Raw genomic sequence first — 19,099 nt, 5'->3', positions numbered from 1 at the left:
CCGCCGCCTCTGCCCCCGCCCCGACCCGCCGCTACGGAGCCAACCCGACATGAGCGAGCCCACCACCATCCGCTGGGAGCAGGACGCGGACGGCGTCGTCACCCTCGTCCTCGACGACCCGGCGCAGTCGGCCAACACCATGAACGCCGCGTTCGCCGACTCCCTCGACGCCGTCGTCGACCGGCTGGAAGCCGAGGTCGACGGCATCCGCGGAGTCGTCGTCACGTCCGCCAAGAAGACCTTCTTCGCCGGCGGCGACCTCCGCGACATCATCCGCGCCACCCCCGACGACGCCCGGCAGGTCTTCGACGGCTCCCTGCGCATCAAGCGCCTGCTGCGCCGCCTGGAGACCCTCGGCAAGCCCGTCGTCGCCGCCGTCAACGGCGCGGCGCTCGGCGGCGGCTACGAGATCGCGCTGGCCTGCCACCACCGCATCGCCCTCGACACGCCGGGGACGAAGATCGGCCTGCCCGAGGTCACCCTCGGCCTGCTGCCCGGCGGCGGCGGTGTGGTCAGGACCGTACGGCTGCTCGGCATCGCCGACGCCCTGCTCAAGGTGCTGCTCCAGGGCACCCAGTACTCGGCCCCGCGCGCCCTGGCCGCGGGCCTGGTCCACGAGGTCGCCGCCGACCGCGACGCGATGCTCGCCGCCGCCCGCGCCTACATCGAGGCCCACCCGGAGTCCCGCCAGCCCTGGGACACGCCCGGTCACAAGATCCCCGGCGGCACCCCCAAGACCCCCGCCCTCGCGGCCAACCTGCCGGCCTTCCCCGCCAACCTGCGCAAGCAGCTGGCCGGCGCCCCCTACCCGGCGCCGCGCAACATCCTGGCCGCCGCCGTCGAGGGCGCGCAGGTGGACTTCGACACCGCCTCGGTCATCGAGGCCCGCTACTTCACCGAGCTGGCCTGCGGCCCGATCTCGAAGAACATGATCCAGGCGTTCTTCTTCGACATGCAGGCCGTCAACTCCGGCGCCGGCCGCCCCGCGGACGTGCCCGCCCGCCAGGCCGCCCGGGTCGCGGTACTCGGCGCCGGCATGATGGGCGCCGGCATCGCCTACTCCTGCGCACGGGCCGGCATCGACGTCGTCCTCAAGGACGTCACCCTCGAAGCGGCCGAGCGCGGCAAGGCCTACTCGGTCGCGCTGCTGGACAAGGCGCTGGCCAAGGGGCGGACGACCCCGGAGAAGCGGGACGCGCTGCTCGCCAGGATCACCCCCACGGCGGAACCCGCCGACCTGGCCGGCTGCGACACCGTCATCGAGGCGGTCTTCGAGGACGCCGCGCTCAAGCGCAAGGTCTTCCAGGAGATCGAGCCCATCGTGGCGCCCGACGCGCTGCTGTGCTCCAACACCTCCACCCTGCCGATCTCGCAGCTCGCGGAGGGCGTCTACCGCGGCGCGGACTTCATCGGCCTGCACTTCTTCTCGCCGGTCGACCGGATGCCGCTGGTGGAGATCATCAGGGGCGAGCGGACCGGCGAGGAGGCGCTGGCCCGCGCCTTCGACCTGGTGCGGCAGATCCGCAAGACGCCCATCGTCGTGAACGACTCGCGCGGCTTCTTCACCTCCCGGGTGATCAGCCACTTCATCAACGAGGGCGTCGCCATGATCGCCGAGGGGGTCCCCGCCGCCTCCGTCGAGCAGGCGGCCGCGCAGGCCGGCTACCCGGCCAAGGTGCTGTCGCTGCTCGACGAGCTCACCCTGACCCTGTTCCTCCGCATCGGCCGCGAGACCCGCGGGGCCGTCGAGGCGGCGGGCGGGGTCTGGCGGGAACACCCGGCCGAGGCGGTCATCACCCGCATGGTCGAGGAGTTCGGCCGCCCCGGACGCAGCGGCGGCGCCGGCTTCTACGACTACGCCGACGGCCGCAGGACGGGGCTGTGGCCGGGTCTGGCCGAGCACTTCGGCAGGCCGGCCGCCGAGATCCCCTTCGAGGACCTCAAGGAGCGGATGCTGTTCTCCGAATCCCTCGACACCGTGCGGCTGCTGGAGGAGGGCGTGCTCACCTCGGTCGCCGACGCCAACGTCGGCTCGGTGCTCGGCATCGGCTTCCCCGCCTGGACCGGGGGCGTCCTTCAGTACGTCAACGGCTACCCGGGCGGCGTCGCGGGCTTCACCGCCAGGGCGCGGGAGCTGGCCGCGGCCTACGGCGAGCGGTTCGAGCCGCCGGCGCTGCTGGTGGCCACCGCGGAGAGCGGCGGGACCTTCACCGACCGCAAGGCCGCAGGCTGACACCACCTGACGCCGCGGCCCTCCCCGCGCCACGGGGAGGGCCGCCGTTCCCGAGCCCGCCGCGGTTCCCGAGCCCCGCCGCCCTTACCGAGCCTGCCGCCGGCGGTCGGGTCAGGGCTGATCCGCGGCGGGCGCAGGCCACGCCCACAGCTGCTCGTTCAGCGACCGCTGGAAGGTCGTCACCAGCGCCTGCACGACCAGCGGCTGCATCTGCGCCGAGAGCGACCGTATCGAGGCGTCCGGCTCCGCGTCCCCGACCGGCTCCCACACCGTCTCGCGGAAGATCCGGCCGACCGCACCCGCCGCCGCCTGCGCGTGCCGCTGCATCGCCTCCCTGGCCGCCACGATGGCCTCCAGCGGGATCGGCATGTCCAGCAGCCGCACCCCCAGGTGCAGGGTGCCGGGGTCGACCACGAAGACATCCGGGTCCGCTGTGCGCTCCAGCACGTTCATCGCCGCCAGCCGCTCCACGTCGGCGTCGACCAGCGGGCGGCCCGCCCGCCGCTCCAGCTGCTCCCGGCCGAGCCGCTCGCTGCCCTCCGGCAGCCAGGAGGCCACCAGCGCCCGGTGGATCGCCAGGTCGTGCGCGCTGATCCCCTCGGGCAGCTGGTCCAGATAGCGCTCGATGGCCGCGAGGGTCAGGCCGTGCTGCTGGAGTTCCTCGATCAGTGCCAGCCGCGACAGGTGCTCAGCGCCGTACCGCCCCACCCGGCGCGGCCCGATGTCGGGCGGCGGCAGCAGGCCGCGGGCGCCGTAGAAGCGGACGGTCCGTACGGTCACGCCGGCGCGGGCGGCCAGCTCGTCGATGGTCAGGGCGGTCTGCGGCACCGGAACAGTATCGCCGGGCCGCCTGCCCCGTGAAAGACGCCCGCGCGGCCCGCCCCGGGGCCGGCACCCCTCCCCACCTCGTACGCTGGCCTGCGTGCCCCTTCGCAGAACCGCCGTGCGCGCCGGCCGGCGGCTTTTCACGGCCTGCCTCGCGGGCAGCCTGCTGGCCTGCCTGCCGTCCTGCTCGGGCGGCGGCGCCCAGGACTCGGCCGGCGCCTCCGCCGGCGCGTCAGGCCTCGGCGACCGGCTCTTCCCGCACGCGGGGAACGGCGGCTACGACGTGACGCGGTACGGCCTCGACCTCTCCTACGACCCCGGCTCCGGGCGGCTGTCCGGCACCGCGGTGATCACCGCCACCGCGACCCAGGACCTCGGCAGCTTCGACCTCGACCTCGCCGGCCTCACCGTCACCCGGGTCGCCGTCGACGGGCGCCCGGCACGCACCGGCCGTTCCGGCACCGAGCTGAGCGTGAGGCCGGCCGGCACCCTGCGCAGGGGCGCCCGCTTCGAGACCACGGTGGCCTACGCGGGCGTGCCCCGGCTGCTCACCGACCCCGACGGCTCGCACGAGGGCTGGTTCCGCACCGACGACGGCGCCCTGGCGCTCGGCGAGCCCGTCGGCTCGATGGCGTGGTTCCCCGGCAACGACCACCCCTCGGACAAGGCCGTCCTCGACCTGACCATGTCGGTGCCGACGGGTCTGACCGCGGTCTCCGACGGCGAACCGGCCGGCACCCGCTCCGGCGGCGGCCGTACCTCCTTCCACTGGAGCAGCGGCGCACCCGTGGCCACCTATCTGGCCACCGTGGCCATCGGCCGCTTCACCGTCACCCGCTCCCGTACCCCCGGCGGCGTGCCGCTCTACACCGCCGTCGACCCGCGCTCGGACGACCCGCAGACCGCCGCCGCGCTGCGCCGGATGCCGGAGATCCTGGACTGGGAGAGCGGCCTGTTCGGCCCTTACCCGTTCGGCTCCGCCGGCGCGATCGTGGACCACATCGAGGGCGGGCGGGTCGGCTACGCGCTGGAGACGCAGAACCGCCCGGTCTTCCCCGGCGACGGCGAGGGGGCCGCGGTCGACGTGCCGACCCTGGTGCACGAGCTGTCCCACCAGTGGTTCGGCGACTCCGTCACCCCGCGCAGCTGGCAGGACATGTGGCTCAACGAGGGCTTCGCGACGTACGCGGAGTGGCTGTGGCTGGAGCACTCGGGCGGTGTACCGGTCGCCCGCAGCGCCGCCACCGCCTTCGACGACCCCGCGGCCTGGGCCTTCCCGCCGGCCGCGCCCCCCGGCGCCGCCGACATCTCCGCCCAGCCCGTCTACGACCGCGGCGCCCTGGTCCTCTACGAACTCCACCAGGCCCTCGGGGACACCGCGTTCGCGAAGCTGCTGCGCGGCTGGCCCGCTGCCCACGCCCACGGCAACGCCTCCACCGCCGACTTCACGGCCTACTGCGCGGGACTGACCACCCGCGATCTGACCCCGCTCTTCGCGACCTGGCTGTACGGGGACGCCAAGCCCGCCCGGCTGTGACCGCCGCGCGGCGCCCGGGTGTTCAGCGCAGCGGCGCGCCGACCGCGTGCATATGGCCCAGCGCCTGTGCGTAGGAGTCGAACAGCCCGGTCTCGGTGTACCGGACGCCGATGCGGGCGCAGTGGGCGCGCACCAGCGGGCGGGCCAGCCGCAGGTGCGGACGGGGCAGGCTCGGGAAGAGGTGGTGCTCTATCTGGTAGTTGAGGCCGCCGAGCAGGAAGTCCACCGCCGGATTGCCGCGTACGTTCCGCGAGGTCAGCACCTGGCGCCGCAGGTGCCCCCAGCGCGCGCCCTCCTCCGGCATCTCCATGCCCTTGTGGTTCGGGGCGAAGGCGCAGCCCAGGTGCAGGCCGAACAGCGCGTGGTGCAGCGCCGCGAAGGCCAGCGCCTGCGGCAGCGGCATCGTGGTCAGCAGCAGCGCGGCGTAGCCCGCAAGGTGCGCCACCAGCAGCGAGCCCTCGACCAGCCGCCCGGTGCGGTCGAGACGGCGCAGGTCGCGGAAGCTGGCCACCTTCAGCGCCAGCCCTTCGAGCAGCAGCATCGGGAAGAACAGCCGGGCCTGGTGCCGGGTCAGGAAGCGGGCGAAGCCCTGCCGTTCGACGGCCTGCGCACGCGTCCACACCAGCGCGCCCACCTCCACGTCCGGGTCCTTGCCCACGTGGTTGGGGTTGGCGTGGTGCCGGTTGTGCTTGTCCGACCACCAGGCCGCGCCCATCCCGAGCAGCAGGTTGCCGTGGAAGAGCGCGATGGCCCGGTTGACCCTGCGGTCCGCCGCTATCTGCTGGTGCCCGGCGTCGTGCCCGACGAAGCCGCTGCGCGCCGACAGCACCGCGGCCGGCAGCGCCAGCGCCAGCACCCACCACGACCCGGTGCCGCCGACCAGCGCCACCGCCGCCCACACCGCCGCGAACACCAGGAGGTTGGCCGTGATCGTGAGCGCGTAGTGGGTCCGGCGCCGCCGCAGCAGCCCCGCCTCGCGGACGGCGCGCAGCAGCGGGGTGAACTCGCTCGCCGCGCTGTCGGGGAGTCGCTCGGGGGGTTCGAGTGTGGTCAGAACGGTCGGCATGGACGCTCCTCGGGTGACGGGCGGTGTCCGGCATGACGACCCGGTCGGGCCGTACTGCGACGCTACGAACCACCGCCCGCTGCGGACCATGGCGCCATCACCCGGTTCACCGGGGTGCCAGACCCCCGGAAAACGGGGGGATATCCCCACCCGGCCGCTGCCAGGATGGGCCGCATGACCACGAACGATCTCTGCCCGGCCGTTTGCACGACCGCGCCCGTACCAGTGTCGCATCCCGACGCCGTGACGCTGATCCGGCGCTATTACGCAGAGTTGATCAGCCGCTACTACGGGCGGCCGACCGACGACGCGGAGATCAGCGAGGTGATCGGCGAGGAGCCCAGCGACGATCTGGTGCCGCCCACCGGGATCTTCCTGGTCGCCAGGACCGATGGCGCACCCGTGGGGTGCCTCGGGGTGCGGGTGCTGGACTCCGACACGGTGGAGCTGACTCGGATGTTCGTCGGCCCCGAGGCGCGCAGACGGGGTGTCGCCGGGCGGCTGATCGCGGCCGCGGAGGGCTTCGCCCGTGACACCTTCTGCGCCCGGGTGATCCGCCTCGACACCCGTGCGGACCTGGTCGAAGCCCGTGCGCTCTACGCCCGGCACGGCTACCGGGAGATCGCGCGCTACAACGACAGCCCGTACGCCGACCACTGGTTCGAGAAGGCACTGGACTGACCGGGCCGGCGTCCCTTGCCGCCTGCCGCCACCCCGCGCCGTCTACGATGCTCGCAACCGCCAAGCGTGACGCGTCTTGGCCCGGGCCTGAGGAGCGGCATCATCAGCGGCAACGTTTCGGTCGAACGCAGGATCGCCGAGGAGTTGGGCGTACGCGAAGGTCAGGTGCGGGCGGCCGTCGATCTGCTCGACGGCGGGGCCACGGTGCCGTTCATCGCGCGCTACCGCAAGGAGGCCACCGGCACCCTCGACGACGAGCAGCTGCGCAACCTGGAGGAGCGGCTGCGCTACCTGCGTGAGCTGGACGAGCGGCGGGCGGCCGTCCTGGAGTCCATCGAGGCGCAGGGCAAGCTCGACGACACGCTCAGGGCGCAGATCATGGCCGCGGACTCCAAGGCCCGCCTCGAGGACATCTACCTGCCCTACAAGCCCAAGCGGCGCACCAAGGCGCAGATCGCCCGCGAGGCCGGGCTCGAACCGCTCGCGGACGCCCTGCTCGGCGACCCCGGGCTCGACCCGCAGGCCACCGCGGCGGCCTACGTGTCGGCGGACGCCGGGGTGCAGGACGAGGCGGCCGCGCTGGAGGGCGCACGCGCCATCCTCACCGAGCGCTTCTCCGAGGACGCCGACCTGGTCGGCGAGTTGCGCACCCGGATGTGGAGCCGCGGCCGGCTGATGGCGAAGGTGCGCGACGGCAAGGAGGAGGCGGGCGCGAAGTTCGCCGACTACTTCGACTTCGCCGAGCCCTTCACCAAGCTGCCCTCGCACCGGGTGCTGGCCATGCTGCGCGGCGAGAAGGAGGAGGTCCTCGACCTGACGCTCGAGCCCGAGGAGCCCGCGGAGGGCCCGACGAGCTTCGAGCGGCGCATCGCCCAGCAGTTCGGCGTCGCCGACCGCGGCCGCCCGGCCGACAAGTGGCTCGGCGACACCGTCCGCTGGGCCTGGCGCACCCGCTTCCTGGTCAGGCTCGGCATCGACCTGCGGGTCCGGCTGCGCCAGGAGGCCGAGGACGAGGCCGTGCGCGTCTTCGCCACCAACCTGCGCGACCTGCTGCTGGCCGCACCGGCCGGCACCCGGGCCACCATGGGCCTCGACCCGGGCCTGCGTACCGGCGTGAAGGTCGCCGTGGTCGACGCCACCGGCAAGGTGGTCGCCACCGACACGATCTACCCGCACGTGCCGCGCAACCGCTGGGACGAGTCGCTCGCCACGCTGGCCCGCCTCGCGGCCGCCCACCGGGTGGACCTGATCGCGATCGGCAACGGGACCGCGTCGCGCGAGACCGACAAGCTCGCCGCCGAGCTGATCACGGCGCACCCGGAGCTGAAGCTGACCAAGGCCGTGGTCTCCGAGGCGGGCGCCTCGGTCTACTCCGCCTCCGCCTACGCGAGCGCGGAACTCCCCGGCCTCGACGTGTCGCTGCGCGGCGCGGTGTCGATCGCCCGCCGGCTCCAGGACCCGCTGGCGGAACTGGTCAAGATCGACCCGCGCTCCATCGGCGTCGGCCAGTACCAGCACGACCTGTCCGAGGTGAAGCTGTCCCGCTCGCTCGACGCCGTCGTCGAGGACTGCGTCAACGGTGTCGGCGTCGACGTCAACACCGCGTCGGTGCCGCTGCTGCGCCGGGTCTCCGGCATCACCGAGGGCCTCGCCGCCAACATCGTCACCCACCGTGACGCCAACGGCCCCTTCCGCACCCGCAAAGACCTCAAGGGTGTGGCAAGACTCGGCCCCAAGGCCTACGAGCAGTGCGCGGGCTTCCTGCGCATCCTCGGCGGCGAGGACCCGCTGGACGCCTCGGCGGTGCACCCGGAGGCCTACCCGGTGGTCCGCAGGATCAGCGCGAGCGCCGGCGCCGGTGTCGCCGAGCTGATCGGCAACGGCTCCGTGCTGCGCACCCTGCGCCCGCAGGACTTCGTCGACGACGCCTTCGGCCTGCCGACGGTGACCGACATCCTCGCGGAACTGGAGAAGCCGGGCCGCGACCCGCGCCCCGCGTTCAAGACCGCGGCCTTCAAGGAGGGCGTGGAGGAGATGAAGGACCTGCGGCCCGGGATGCTGCTCGAGGGCGTGGTCACCAACGTGGCGGCCTTCGGGGCCTTCGTGGACGTCGGCGTCCACCAGGACGGCCTGGTGCACGTGTCGGCGCTTTCCCGCAGCTACGTGTCCGACCCGCGGGACGTGGTCAAGTCCGGCGACATCGTGCGGGTCAAGGTGCTCGACGTCGACCTGCCCCGCAAGCGGATCTCGCTGACACTGCGGCTGGACGACGAGCCCAAGGCGGCCGGCGCGGGCGGTGCCGGCGGTGCGGCCGCCGGCGGCGGCGAGCGCCGCGGGAAGGCGCCGCGGCAGGGCGGCCGCCCCGCCCAGGGCGACCGGCGCGGCGGCGGTGGCGCACCGCAGGCGGCGGGCGGCGCGATGGCCGACGCGTTGCGCAGGGCAGGCCTGACCGGCGGCAGGTGAGCGGGAACCAGGACGGCCCGCAGGGCGTTCTGGTGGGTACGGTAGTGAGTAGGGCGCGGCCTGGCGGCCGCCGGCCGCCGTGAACGGAGGCGGGGACAATGTCGAATCGCACGAAGGTCGCCATCGGCGGTGTGGTGCTCGGGCTGATCCTGCTGGCCTGGATTCCGCTGTGGGTGTTCTTCCTGATCATCATCGGTATCCCGGTCGCCGGGTATCTGGCCCTCGACTCCTCGCAGCGGCGCAGGCTGCGCCGGGTCAGCCGCCGGCAAATCGGTCGCTGACCTGGTCCTTCCCTCGATAGGGTGAGCCATCGGGTCAGCGCATCCGATCGAGGGGAAGACCGTCCGATGAGTCATGCGACCGTCATCGCGGTGAGCAGCGACACGGATCACCGTTTCAGCAAGCAGAACCGCTCCCGCGTCCGGCTGCTCGCGGGTCTGGGTGTGGAGGGTGACGCCCATCTCGGCGTCACCGTCCAGCACCTGTCGCGTATCGCCCAGGACCCGGCGCAGCCGAACCTCCGCCAGGTGCACCTGATCCATGCGGAGCTTTTCGACGAGCTGGGCGCCGCGGGATATGCGGTGGCCCCCGGCGACCTGGGGGAGAACGTCACGACCCGGGGCATCGACCTGCTCGCCCTGCCGGCCGGGACCCGGCTGCGCCTCGGCCGCGACGCGGTCGTGGAGATCACCGGCCTGCGCAATCCCTGCCGCCAGATCGACCGCTTCCGCACCGGTCTGCTCAAGCAGGTCGTCGGCCGCGACGCGTCGGGCGCCGTGACCCGCAAGGCCGGCGTGATGGCCGTGGTGCTGACCTCGGGCATCCTCCACCCGGGCGACGCGATCGGCACCGAACTCCCGGCGCTCCCGCACCGCCCACTGGAAAGGGTCTGACCGCCATGTCCCCGCCCCTGTCCGCGGTGCGCTCGGTGGAGTCGCTGATCGGCTACGCGGCCCGCGTCCCGCGGGTGAAGTATCTGCACTTCTGGGGCCACCGGCCGCAGCGGGACGGCAGCGCGGGCCCCGGCTGCCTCAGCCAGTGGTGGCCGGCCCCCTTCACGGTCGACGGCGTCACGTACGCCAGCGCGGAGCACTGGATGATGGCCGGCAAGGCACGGCTGTTCGGTGACGCGGAGGCCGAGCGCCGCGCCGTCGCCGCCGTGCATCCCAAGGCGGCCAAGGACGTCGGCCGCCTGGTGCGCGGCTTCGACGACGCCGTCTGGGCGCGGGAGCGCTTCGCGCTGGTCACCGAGGGCAGCGTGCACAAGTTCTCGCAGCACCCCGAGCTGCGGGACTTCCTGCTCGGGACCGGCGGAAGGGTGCTGGTCGAGGCCAGCCCGCTGGACCGGGTGTGGGGCATCGGCCTGGCAGCCGACGACGAGAGGGCCGCCGACCCGGCCCGCTGGCGGGGCCTGAATCTGCTCGGGTTCGCGCTGATGGACGCCAGGGACCGCCTCGCGCCCGCCCGGCCCGCCGCGTGACGGGGGGACCGGACGGGCGTGGCCTGCCCGGTCCCCGCTACTTCAGGTAGGGCCCGTCAGCGCCGATCTTGCCCGGTGCGGTGTTCTTGCCGCCGAGGTCGAGCACGTAGACGCGCATGTCGCCCTTGCCCGGCGCGGCGATGGACAGCGTGCCATCCGTCACCGTCCGCACATCACCGCTGACCGCGTCCGCGTAGCGCCCGTTCGGGATGCCGGTGAAGGACGCGGCGTCGGTCACCGTCACCAGGGCGAAGCTGTCCACGCCCGACGCGGCGTCGGTGTAGCGGCGCTTGAAGGACATCCCGCCGCCGCTGACGCCGTCGGTGCTGTACTGCCCCGACTGCAGCGCCGGGATCGCCCGCCGGATCTGGTTCAACCGCTGGAGGTGTCTGACCAGCGGCTGTGCGAGGGTGGTGGCCACCGGACCCGACGCGCTGGAGACGGTCCCGAAGTCCGAGGCGGTGACCGTCCCCTCCAGGTGGTCGCCGTAGTAGGCCCGGCCGGTGGTCGCCAGCGGGCAGCTCGGCCCGCAGTCGATGGTCTTGCCCGCCTGGAACTGGATCTCCGAGCCGTAGTAGAGGGTCGGGATTCCGCGGAAGGTCCACATCAGCGCCATGTTCTCGGCCCAGGCGTCCTGCCCGCCCGTGTAGCGCACCGACGACTTGTTCGGGCCGTAGTCGTGGCTGTCGACGTAGACGACGTTGTAAGTGGCGTCGTTCGTCGAGTCGTCGGAGTCCTTGCCGTTGTTGAAGGCATTGTGCGCGTCACCGAAATTCATGTGCATGCGCATGTCGATGATGTTCATCCCGGAGAACTTGCTGTGGTCCGGGGTGTGGTAGCTGTTGCCCTGGAGGAAGGCGTTGGTGGACACCGGCTGGTTCCCGGTGCCGAGCTGCTCCTCGTAGTCGTACTGCTCGATGGCCGCCGTGGCGTCGTCCGCGCTGTATTCCCTGCGTTCCTTCCAGGTGTAGAACTGCGCCGAGTGGTTGACGGAACCGCGGTTCCACTTGTCGTTGACGAATGCGCCGACCTCGCCGAAGACGAAGAAGTTCTGCGCCTTGTCCTGGCCCCAGTCCTGGAGCACCCGCTGCTGGATCGCCGGCAGGAAGCGCCGGTTCCAGGTGACCCGCGGGATGTGGACCGCGGTGTCGATGCGGAAGCCGTCGACGCCCATGTCGATGTACTTGTCGTAGGCGCCGATCAGGTAGTTCTGCACCACGGGATTCTCGGTGTTGAAGTCGGCGAGGTCGTCGGCGAGCCAGCACGACCTGGAGTCCTCGCCCTCCCAGTTCCCGATCCAGCACTGGTGGTAGTAGGCCGCGGGGAACATCTTGGAGGTGGGGCTCGGCCACTGGCAGTTGTAGAGGGTGTAGCCCTCCGGGCTCTTCTGCCCGGTGGGCTTTCCCCAGTTCAGGCAGGTGTTGCCGGACGGCTCCGCGGTGGACCACAGGTCGCCGTTGTAGTACGACTTGCCGGTCTTGGGGTCGATCGTCAGACCGTCGTACTCGAAGCCCGGTTCCTTCTCGTCGTAGTACCACGACCACTGCGCGTCCCTGACGCCGTAGACCGTCGGCACGTACAGGCCCTTGGCGCCCCACCGCGAGCTGTGGTTGTAGACCACGTCCTGGTAGATCTTGATGCCCTTGGCGTGGGCGGCGTTGATCAGGTCCTGGTACGACGCGCCGGCCGACTCCAGGCGCGGGTCCACCCGGTAGAAGTCCCAGCCGTGGTAGCCGTGGTAGTCGTAGTCGCTGCGGTTCAGCACCACAGGGGTGATCCAGATCGCGGAGAAGCCGAGCGCCTTGACGTAGTCGAGCTTCTGCACCAGGCCCTTGAAGTCCCCGCGGAACATCGGGTCGTCATCGGCCGCGTTCCCCGAGGCGACGTCCTGGTTGCCGCCGCGGTCGTTGGAGGTGTCGCCGTCGTAGAAGCGGGCGGTGAGCACGAAGTAGATCGGGTCCTTGCGCGGGTCCGTGCCGATCATCCGGCCCTGGGTCGCGGGCGGCGGGGCGTGCCCGGTGGTCGCGCCGGCCGCGGCGGACGCCGCCGAGGCGTTGCCCGCCGCGTCCAGGGCCACGACGGTGTAGGTGTAAGCGGTGTCCGCGTCGAGGCCGGACTCCGAGAAGACCGTGGAGCCCACGCTGGTCACCACGGTGCCCCTGGTGCCGCCCTTGCGGGTCACCTGGTAGCCCGTCACCGCGGTGTCGTCGGTCGACGGATCCCAGGTCAGCACCACCGAGGTGTCGGTGGCGGTGGCCTTCACCGCGCTCGGCACGGTGGGCGGGGTGGTGTCGGGGACGACGGCCGCGCACGGGTCCGCGGCATGGGCGGTGACCTTGGTGTCCTTGACGGTGCTGACCCCCGAGGACAGCGCGTAGTTGGCGCCGTTGTCGTTGTCCCAGGTGCCGTTGCCGTTGTTGAAGGTGGCGGCGAGGCCGGTGGCGCCCTGGAGGTCGACGGTCTTCTTGACCCAGCCGGCGCAGGCCGCCTCCATGCCGACGCCCGGCACCGCGGTCCAGGCCTTGCCGGTCGGCGCGTAGTGCAGGTTGACGGTGGTCCAGCCGACGGTGGCGGTGGAGTAGAAGACCGTCGCCGACGTGGCCGGCGGCGGGTCGGTGGTGCCGCCGGCACACGGGTCGCTGTGCGCGATGGCGCCGTCCTTGACGGTGATGGTGCCGGTCCCCAGGGCGTAGTTCTTGCCGCCGTTGTTGTCCCAGGTGCCCTGGCCGTTGTTGAAGGTGGCCTGCCAGCCGGTGGCGGTGCCCAGGTCGACGGTCTTCTTGACCCAGCCGGTGCAGGCGGCGTCCATGGCGACGCCCGGCACTGCGGTCCAACTGCCGACGTCCGGCGCCCAGTGCAGGTCGTAAGCCGACCAGCCGGACGCCGTGGTGGAGTAGTAGACGGTGGCGCTGTTGCCGCCGGCCGCGGCCGCCGCGGGGGCCGCGCCGGTGGAAAGGGCGGGAAGCAGGGCGGCGAGCAACGCGGCGACGGCGGCGGCCACCGCTGCGAGCGGCCGCCGCCTGGTCGTGCGGAGATGGCGCGAGAGGGGTTTCACGTCGGGCTCCTCGGACGGGGCCGCTCGGCGGCCGATGTCTGGGAATGCCGTGCCTTCCGCGCGCCACGGGAGGAACGGCCGGATGACTTGCGCAAGTTGCTGCAAGAACCTTCATGAGGTTACTGGGACATGTGAGTGGCGTAAAGAGCCGCGTACGAGGCTGGTGCTGCGCCGCACGTAGGGTGCTGTACGGGTGCGGCGGTTGCATCCGATTCGCGACCTTCGCGGAGGAGGAGCGCAGGACATGACGGAGCGTCTGGTGGTCATCGGCGGCGACGCGGCGGGCATGTCCGCCGCGTCCCAGGCCCGCCGCCGCAGGCCGGCCGAGGACCTGGAGATCGTCGCCTTCGAACGCGGCCACCACACCTCGTACTCCTCCTGCGGCATCCCGTACTGGGTCGGCGGGACCGTCGACGGCCCCGGCGCGCTGGTCGCCAGGACCGCGGCGGAGCACCGCGACCGCGCCATCGACCTGCGGCTCGGCACCGAGGTCACGGCGATCGACGTGGAGCGCGGCCGGGTACGCAGCCGGGACACCGACGGCCGCGAGGAGTGGACCGGCTACGACCAGCTGGTCATCGCCACCGGCGCGGTGCCGGTGCGGCCGCCGCTGCCCGGCATCGACGCGCCCGGCGTCTTCGGCGTACAGACCCTGGACGACGGCGAGGCGGTGCTGCGCGGCCTCGACCGCACGGGCGTGCGCCGGGCCGTGGTGGTGGGCGGCGGCTACATCGGCGTGGAGATGGCCGAGGCCATGCTGCGGCGCGGTCTCGAGGTCACGCTGATCGAGCGGAACGACCAGCCGATGACGACTCTCGACCCCGACATGGGGCGGCTGGTGCGCACCGCGCTCGAAGGCCTCGGGGTGCTGGTGGTCTCCGGCACCCCGGTCCGCGAGGTGCTCACCGGCGACGACGGCCGGGCACGGGCGGTCGCGACCGACGACGCGGAGCACCCCGCCGACCTGGTGGTGCTCGGGCTCGGCGTACGGCCGCAGACCGGGCTCGCCGCCACTGCCGGGTTCCCGCTCGGCGCGCACGGCGGCCTGCTCACCGACCGCGCCATGCGGGTGCTCGGCACCGAACGCGTCTGGGCGGGCGGCGACTGCGTCGAGGTGCTCAACCTGGTCTCTGGCGCCTTCCAGCACATCGCGCTCGGCACCCACGCCAACAAGCACGGCCGGATCATCGGGACCAACATCGGCGGCGGCTACGCCACCTTCCCCGGCGTGGTCGGCACCGCCGTCAGCAAGGTGTGCGACGTCGAGATCGCCCGTACCGGGCTCAAGGAGTCGCAGGCGCGCGCCGCCGGCCTCCGCTACGTGACCGCTGTCATCGAGTCCACCAGCAGGGCCGGCTACTACCCGGACGCCGACCCGATGACGGTCAAGATGCTCGCCGAGCGCCGCACCGGGCGGCTGCTCGGCCTGCAGATCGTCGGCGGCGAGGGCGCGGCCAAGCGGGTCGACGTCGGGGCGGTCGCCCTCACGGCGGGCATGACCGTCGAGCAGATCGTCGGCCTGGACCTCGGCTACGCGCCGCCCTTCTCACCCGTCTGGGACCCGGTGCTGGTCGCGGCCCGCAAGGCGGCCGACGCGGTGGCGGCGGACATCGCGGCGCGCTGATCGGGCCGGGTGCGGGCGGCGGGCCTCGTCGCGCACCCGGGCCGGCGGTCAGGCGGCGCGGCGCCCCCGGCGTGCGGGCTCAGGACGGCGCGGACGCCAGCTTGTCGAGGGCTTCGAGCAGCGGCGGCAGCGCGGGGCCGCGGCCCACGGGCAGCACCTCGCCCGGTGCCTCGTCGAGCAGCACGAAGGCGATGTCGTCGGTCCTGGCGACCAGGCTCCAGCCCGGCCCGTCCGCGCGCAACGACCCGGCGGTGGTACGGACCCGGCCGGGCGGCGGGGGCGTACGGAGGTACCCCTGCGCGCTCTCCAGCGCGCGGCGCACACCGCCGTGGGAGAGCGCGGGCGCGGACTCGGGTGGCGCGGCCGCCGCCGGGTCCTGTGCGGACTCCTGCGTCGCCGACTCCTCCGGCTCCTCCGGTTCCGCTTCCGTCCCGGCAGCCGCCTCCGCCTCCGCCTCCGCCTCCGGCTCCGGCTCCGGCTCCCTTCCTGCCACGGCCGTCCCCGGCTCGGGTTCGGTGCCGGGCTGCGGTACGGGCTCCGGCTCCGGCTCCGGCGACGTCCGCGGCGCGGTGTCGGTCTCCGCTTCCTGCGCGCCGCCTGGTGCCAACTGGTCGCGCCACTCGTACCAGTGCACCGCGATCTCGTCGGCGCCCATCCGCCGCTGGGGCGGTCCCCACACCGAGACGTCGGGCGGCGCGAGAGCGGGGCCCGCCTCCTCGTCCACGGGATCGTGCGGCGCCGGGATGCCCGGCACCGACACGGCGACCGGCAGCGGCCAGCCGGGCAGCGACGCGGCCAGCGTGTCGTCGCCGGGGGAGAGTTCGTATTCGAGCCCGCAGTCCCAGGCCGCGAGCGCACAGGCGACCATGGCCGCGTCGGTGGTCGCGACGGTCCAGCGCGCGCCGCCGCCGTCCTGCCCGAACATCAGGCCGTAGCCGTCAGACAGCGGGTCGAGGCCCAGGTGCGCGCAGGCGGCGGGGTAGTCGTCGCCGAGCACACCGGGGAAGCGTTCCGGCGTCAGCATCGCGGCCGTCAGCACGAACAGCTCGTCGTCGCCCCCCGTGTCCTCCGTGCGGTCGGCCGCGGCCATGTGACGCCCTCTCTCTCATTCCGGTCCGCGCACCTTAACCAGCCGGTAACGTCCGCGTCGAGGGGTCGCGGGGTGCGCGTCCCGCGAGGGGTGGGGGCAGGCTCGGCGGCCGGTCGCCGCGCCCGCTCACCCGGCGGCGTCGAGCGCTGCCAACGTCGTCCGCAGCCAGCCGAGTTCGGCCTTGGTCGTGGCCCGGGCGATGACCAGCACCCCCTGCCGGAAGGGGTCGTCCACCTCTTCGGCGCGCACCGGGCGGTCGTCGGCGTAGAAGAAGCTCGACGGCTCCTCGAGGAAGGCCAGCCGGCGGCGCAGCACCAGGGCCTGCGCCGGGGGATCGGCGAGATGCCGCAGGAAGGCGAGCACCGTGAACCAGCGGTTCTCGTTGCTGATGTCCAGCGCCTCCGGCTCCGCGAGCCGCCGCATCAACTCCGCCCGGCCCGCGGCCGTCAGGCTGAGCACGTGCCGGGGGGCCGCCACCGCGCCGGGCTGCGGGTCGCGTCGCAGCCAGCCCGCCTTCTCCAGCCGCTTGATCGCCGGGTAGAGGGTGCTCTCCGCGATCGGCTTGATGTGCCCGGTCAGCGCGGCCACGCGTTTGCGCAGCTCGTAGCCGTGCAGCGGCGCCTCGTGGAGGAAGCCGAGGATCGCGAGTTCCAGCATGCCGTCATTCTGCCACGCGCCCGTTGTACACCGTTGACGTAATACATCGTGCCCGATGTATAGTCCGGATGCCGTGACAGCGCGGCACGGACTTGGGAGGCGGCAGCGATGCGGCAGACGGAATTCGGCCCGGCGGGCGCGTACATCCGGTGGACCGAGGGGGAGGGCGCGGGTCCTGCCCGCGTCCATGTGCACGGGCTGGGCGCGGCCTCAGGGCCCTACACGGCGCACCTGTCCGCCTATCCGGGACTCGCCGGGCGGCGCACGCTCTACGTCGACCTGCCCGGCTTCGGGATCAGCGACCGCCCCGCCGACTTCGGCTACAGCCTGGAGGAGCACGCGGACGCGCTCGCGGCCGTGCTGGACGCCGCCGGGGTGCGCGGCGCCGAGATCGTCGGGCACAGCATGGGCGGCTCGGTCGCCATCGTGCTGGCCTACCGCAGGCCCGACCTGGTCTCCCGGCTCGTCCTGGCCGAGGCGAACCTCGACCCTGGCCCCGCGCCCGGCGCCGCGAGCAGCGGCGTGGCCCGCTGGTCCGAGGAGGAGTTCGTGCGCGGCGGCGGCTTCGCTGCCACGCTGGAACGGGTCGGCTGGATGTGGCGCTCGACCATGCGCCTCGCCGACCCGCTGGCCCTGCACCGCAGCGCGTGCGGGCTGCTCCGCGGCACGGACCCGACCATGCGCGCCATGCTGACCGCTCTCGACATCCCGCGGACCTACCTGGTGGGAGCGTCGGGCGACCCGATCGACGACCTGGAGGGCCTGGCCGCGTCCGGTGTCGCGGTGGTCGCCGTGCCGGACGCCGGGCACTGCATCATGTTCGACAACCCTCGGGCCTACGCGGCGGCGATCAGTGCCGCTGCCTGACCGCGAGCGCGAGATAGCACTCGTCGGAGTCGTCGAGCAGCGACAGCTCCCAGCCCGTCGCGGACATCGCAGGGCCGAGCCGGGGTGCTGCCCTGATGTCGTCGTCGCGCAGCTCGTGGCCCCGGCGGGCGGCGAGCGCGGCCCGCCCCAGCGGGTGGAAGAGCGCCAGCCGGCCGCCGGGGCGGGTCACCCTGGCCAACTCCCGCAGGCCGGCCGCCGGGTCGGGCAGATGGTGCACGAGACCCGCCGCCAGGACCGCGTCGAACGCACCGGTGCGCAAGGGCAGTCGTGCGCCGTCCGCCTCGACCAGCGCACCGTCGCCGCGCCGCCCCAGCCGGACGGCCTCCCGCAGCATCTCCGGCGTCAGGTCCACCCCGACCACCTCGCCCGCGGGGCCGACCGCTGCCCGCAGCAGCGGCAGTGCCCGCGCGGTGCCGCAGCCCGCGTCCAGGACCCGGCCGCCCGGCGGCAGCCCGAGCGCCGCGACCGCGGCCGCGTAGGCGGGAGTGTCGTCCGGGTAGCGCGTCTCCCAGCCGGCGGCGCGCTCGGCGAAGAACAGCCTTACCCTCTGCCGCTCGCTTCTGATACTGGCCATGCCTCATGGTGGCACGACCACTCTGCGTTCCTTTCCGCCCTTTCGTGCCCGCCGCGGTTGCCGGTGGCCGGGGGCGCGCACCCGTCCGGCGGGATGTGCGCGAGCACCGCCGGATCCGCCGTGCGGGCACGGCTGTCGTGCCCCGGGCCTCTGCGGATGCCGCGCGCCCCGCCGGCGGTTGCGGGCCCGGCCCCTGGCCCGGCCGTCTCCCGGCCGCGTGCGGCGCCGCTTTCGCGGTCTTCCCCCTCGTCCGGCGCCCGGTCGCCCTCGGTCACCGGTCGGAGCGCTCCGACGGCACGGGATCGGTGATGTGCCTGGTCGGGGCGGCTGTCGTCGGGTATGCGCCGCCGGGCGGCTGGATTGCGACGGTCACGGGTGGCGCCCGGCACTTCGATCGACGCGGCGCGCCGAGGCGGGGTTGCCGAAGCGCCTCCGGCGCGACAGGCTCTAGGGCAGGGGAGACGGGAGGCAGGGCGATGACGGTGAGCAACAGGCTCGCGTGGCTGCTCGACGATCTGACACAGCGTGTGCCCCATGTGCAGCACGCGCTCGTCCTGTCCAACGACGGCCTGGTCACGGGAGCCAGCGGCGGCCTCGACCGGCCCGCGGCCGAACACCTGGCCGCGGTCTCGTCCGGCTTCCACAGCCTCGCCAAGGGCGCAGGCAGGCAGTTCGGCACCGGCGGAGTGCGGCAGACCATGGTCGAGTTCGACGAGGGCTACCTCTTCGTGACGGCGGCGGGCGACGGCAGCTGCCTGTCGGTGCTCAGCGGCATGGAGGCCGATGTCGGCCGGGTGGCCTACGAGATGACGCTGCTGGTGCACCGCGTGGGCGAGCATCTGGGCGTGGCCGCCCGCGGGCCGGGCTCGCCCTTCTGATCCGCGGACGCGGGTGCCGGGGGCGGGCTGAGCTGCCGAAACGGGAGT

The 19,099-nt window shown here is 73.3% G+C and carries 16 protein-coding genes; 10 read left to right on the top strand and 6 right to left on the bottom strand.

The features are described from left to right. Positions 1-49 precede the first annotated feature (49 nt). Positions 50-2,233, top strand: coding sequence for a 3-hydroxyacyl-CoA dehydrogenase NAD-binding domain-containing protein (locus tag ACGFMP_RS09465; RefSeq protein WP_393671425.1), 2,184 nt, complete (start codon positions 50-52; stop codon positions 2,231-2,233). A gap of 111 nt (positions 2,234-2,344) precedes the next feature. On the opposite strand, the gene ACGFMP_RS09460 is transcribed toward ACGFMP_RS09465, so the two are convergent. Beyond that, positions 2,345-3,061, bottom strand: a complete 717-nt coding sequence (locus tag ACGFMP_RS09460; protein ID WP_393671423.1) for a MerR family transcriptional regulator — start codon at positions 3,059-3,061, stop codon at positions 2,345-2,347. 94 nt (positions 3,062-3,155) lie between these two features. Between ACGFMP_RS09460 and ACGFMP_RS09455 the strand changes: the two genes are divergently transcribed. Beyond that, the gene (locus tag ACGFMP_RS09455) at positions 3,156-4,595 is read left to right on the top strand and encodes a M1 family metallopeptidase (RefSeq protein ID WP_393671421.1); all 1,440 of its coding nucleotides are present in this window, start codon (positions 3,156-3,158) and stop codon (positions 4,593-4,595) included. Between the two features lie 22 nt (positions 4,596-4,617). On the opposite strand, the gene ACGFMP_RS09450 is transcribed toward ACGFMP_RS09455, so the two are convergent. Further along, entirely contained in the window at positions 4,618-5,661 is a 1,044-nt protein-coding gene (locus ACGFMP_RS09450) for an acyl-CoA desaturase (RefSeq protein ID WP_393671420.1), read from the bottom strand. Between the two features lie 174 nt (positions 5,662-5,835). On the opposite strand from ACGFMP_RS09450, the gene ACGFMP_RS09445 reads away from it, so the two are divergent. The 5 genes from ACGFMP_RS09445 (at position 5,836) to ACGFMP_RS09425 (ending at position 10,285) form a co-directional block, all read left to right on the top strand. Then, entirely contained in the window at positions 5,836-6,342 is a 507-nt protein-coding gene (locus ACGFMP_RS09445; protein WP_393671418.1) for a GNAT family N-acetyltransferase, read from the top strand. 66 nt (positions 6,343-6,408) lie between these two features. After that, complete coding sequence (locus ACGFMP_RS09440; protein ID WP_393671417.1) at positions 6,409-8,805, top strand: Tex family protein; 2,397 nt, start codon at positions 6,409-6,411, stop codon at positions 8,803-8,805. Positions 8,806-8,903: 98 nt separating this feature from the next. Next, the gene (locus ACGFMP_RS09435) at positions 8,904-9,086 is read left to right on the top strand and encodes a hypothetical protein (protein ID WP_393671416.1); all 183 of its coding nucleotides are present in this window, start codon (positions 8,904-8,906) and stop codon (positions 9,084-9,086) included. 66 nt (positions 9,087-9,152) lie between these two features. After that, the gene (locus ACGFMP_RS09430; protein WP_393671414.1) at positions 9,153-9,698 is read left to right on the top strand and encodes an MOSC domain-containing protein; all 546 of its coding nucleotides are present in this window, start codon (positions 9,153-9,155) and stop codon (positions 9,696-9,698) included. Between the two features lie 5 nt (positions 9,699-9,703). After that, positions 9,704-10,285, top strand: a complete 582-nt coding sequence (locus ACGFMP_RS09425; protein ID WP_393671413.1) for an NADAR family protein — start codon at positions 9,704-9,706, stop codon at positions 10,283-10,285. Positions 10,286-10,322: 37 nt separating this feature from the next. Here the strand turns inward: ACGFMP_RS09425 and ACGFMP_RS09420 are convergent, their stop codons facing one another. Next, positions 10,323-13,340, bottom strand: coding sequence for a carbohydrate binding domain-containing protein (locus ACGFMP_RS09420; RefSeq protein ID WP_393671411.1), 3,018 nt, complete (start codon positions 13,338-13,340; stop codon positions 10,323-10,325). A 244-nt stretch (positions 13,341-13,584) separates the two neighbouring features. Between ACGFMP_RS09420 and ACGFMP_RS09415 the strand changes: the two genes are divergently transcribed. After that, entirely contained in the window at positions 13,585-14,964 is a 1,380-nt protein-coding gene (locus ACGFMP_RS09415; protein WP_393671409.1) for an FAD-dependent oxidoreductase, read from the top strand. A 79-nt stretch (positions 14,965-15,043) separates the two neighbouring features. Here ACGFMP_RS09415 and ACGFMP_RS09410 read toward each other — a convergent pair whose 3' ends face one another. Next, complete coding sequence (locus ACGFMP_RS09410; protein WP_393671408.1) at positions 15,044-16,054, bottom strand: hypothetical protein; 1,011 nt, start codon at positions 16,052-16,054, stop codon at positions 15,044-15,046. 126 nt (positions 16,055-16,180) lie between these two features. Continuing rightward, positions 16,181-16,711: a PadR family transcriptional regulator gene (locus ACGFMP_RS09405; protein ID WP_393671407.1), complete on the bottom strand. Its 531-nt coding sequence runs from the start codon at positions 16,709-16,711 to the stop codon at positions 16,181-16,183. 108 nt (positions 16,712-16,819) lie between these two features. Between ACGFMP_RS09405 and ACGFMP_RS09400 the strand changes: the two genes are divergently transcribed. Continuing rightward, positions 16,820-17,578 (top strand): alpha/beta fold hydrolase, encoded by a 759-nt coding sequence (locus tag ACGFMP_RS09400; RefSeq protein WP_393671406.1) that lies wholly within the window; start codon positions 16,820-16,822, stop codon positions 17,576-17,578. On the opposite strand, the gene ACGFMP_RS09395 is transcribed toward ACGFMP_RS09400, so the two are convergent. Then, positions 17,562-18,173 (bottom strand): class I SAM-dependent methyltransferase, encoded by a 612-nt coding sequence (locus ACGFMP_RS09395; RefSeq protein WP_393671405.1) that lies wholly within the window; start codon positions 18,171-18,173, stop codon positions 17,562-17,564. The genes ACGFMP_RS09400 and ACGFMP_RS09395 overlap by 17 nt on opposite strands. A 476-nt stretch (positions 18,174-18,649) precedes the next feature. Between ACGFMP_RS09395 and ACGFMP_RS09390 the strand changes: the two genes are divergently transcribed. Then, a complete protein-coding gene (locus ACGFMP_RS09390) occupies positions 18,650-19,051 on the top strand; it encodes a roadblock/LC7 domain-containing protein (RefSeq protein WP_393671404.1) in 402 nt (133 codons plus the stop codon). Positions 19,052-19,099: the final 48 nt, after the last annotated feature.

The sequence above is a fragment of the Streptomyces sp. NPDC049040 genome (assembly GCF_043197715.1).
Taxonomy (GTDB): domain Bacteria; phylum Actinomycetota; class Actinomycetes; order Streptomycetales; family Streptomycetaceae; genus Actinacidiphila.
This window is presented reverse-complemented; position numbering and strand designations above follow the sequence as displayed.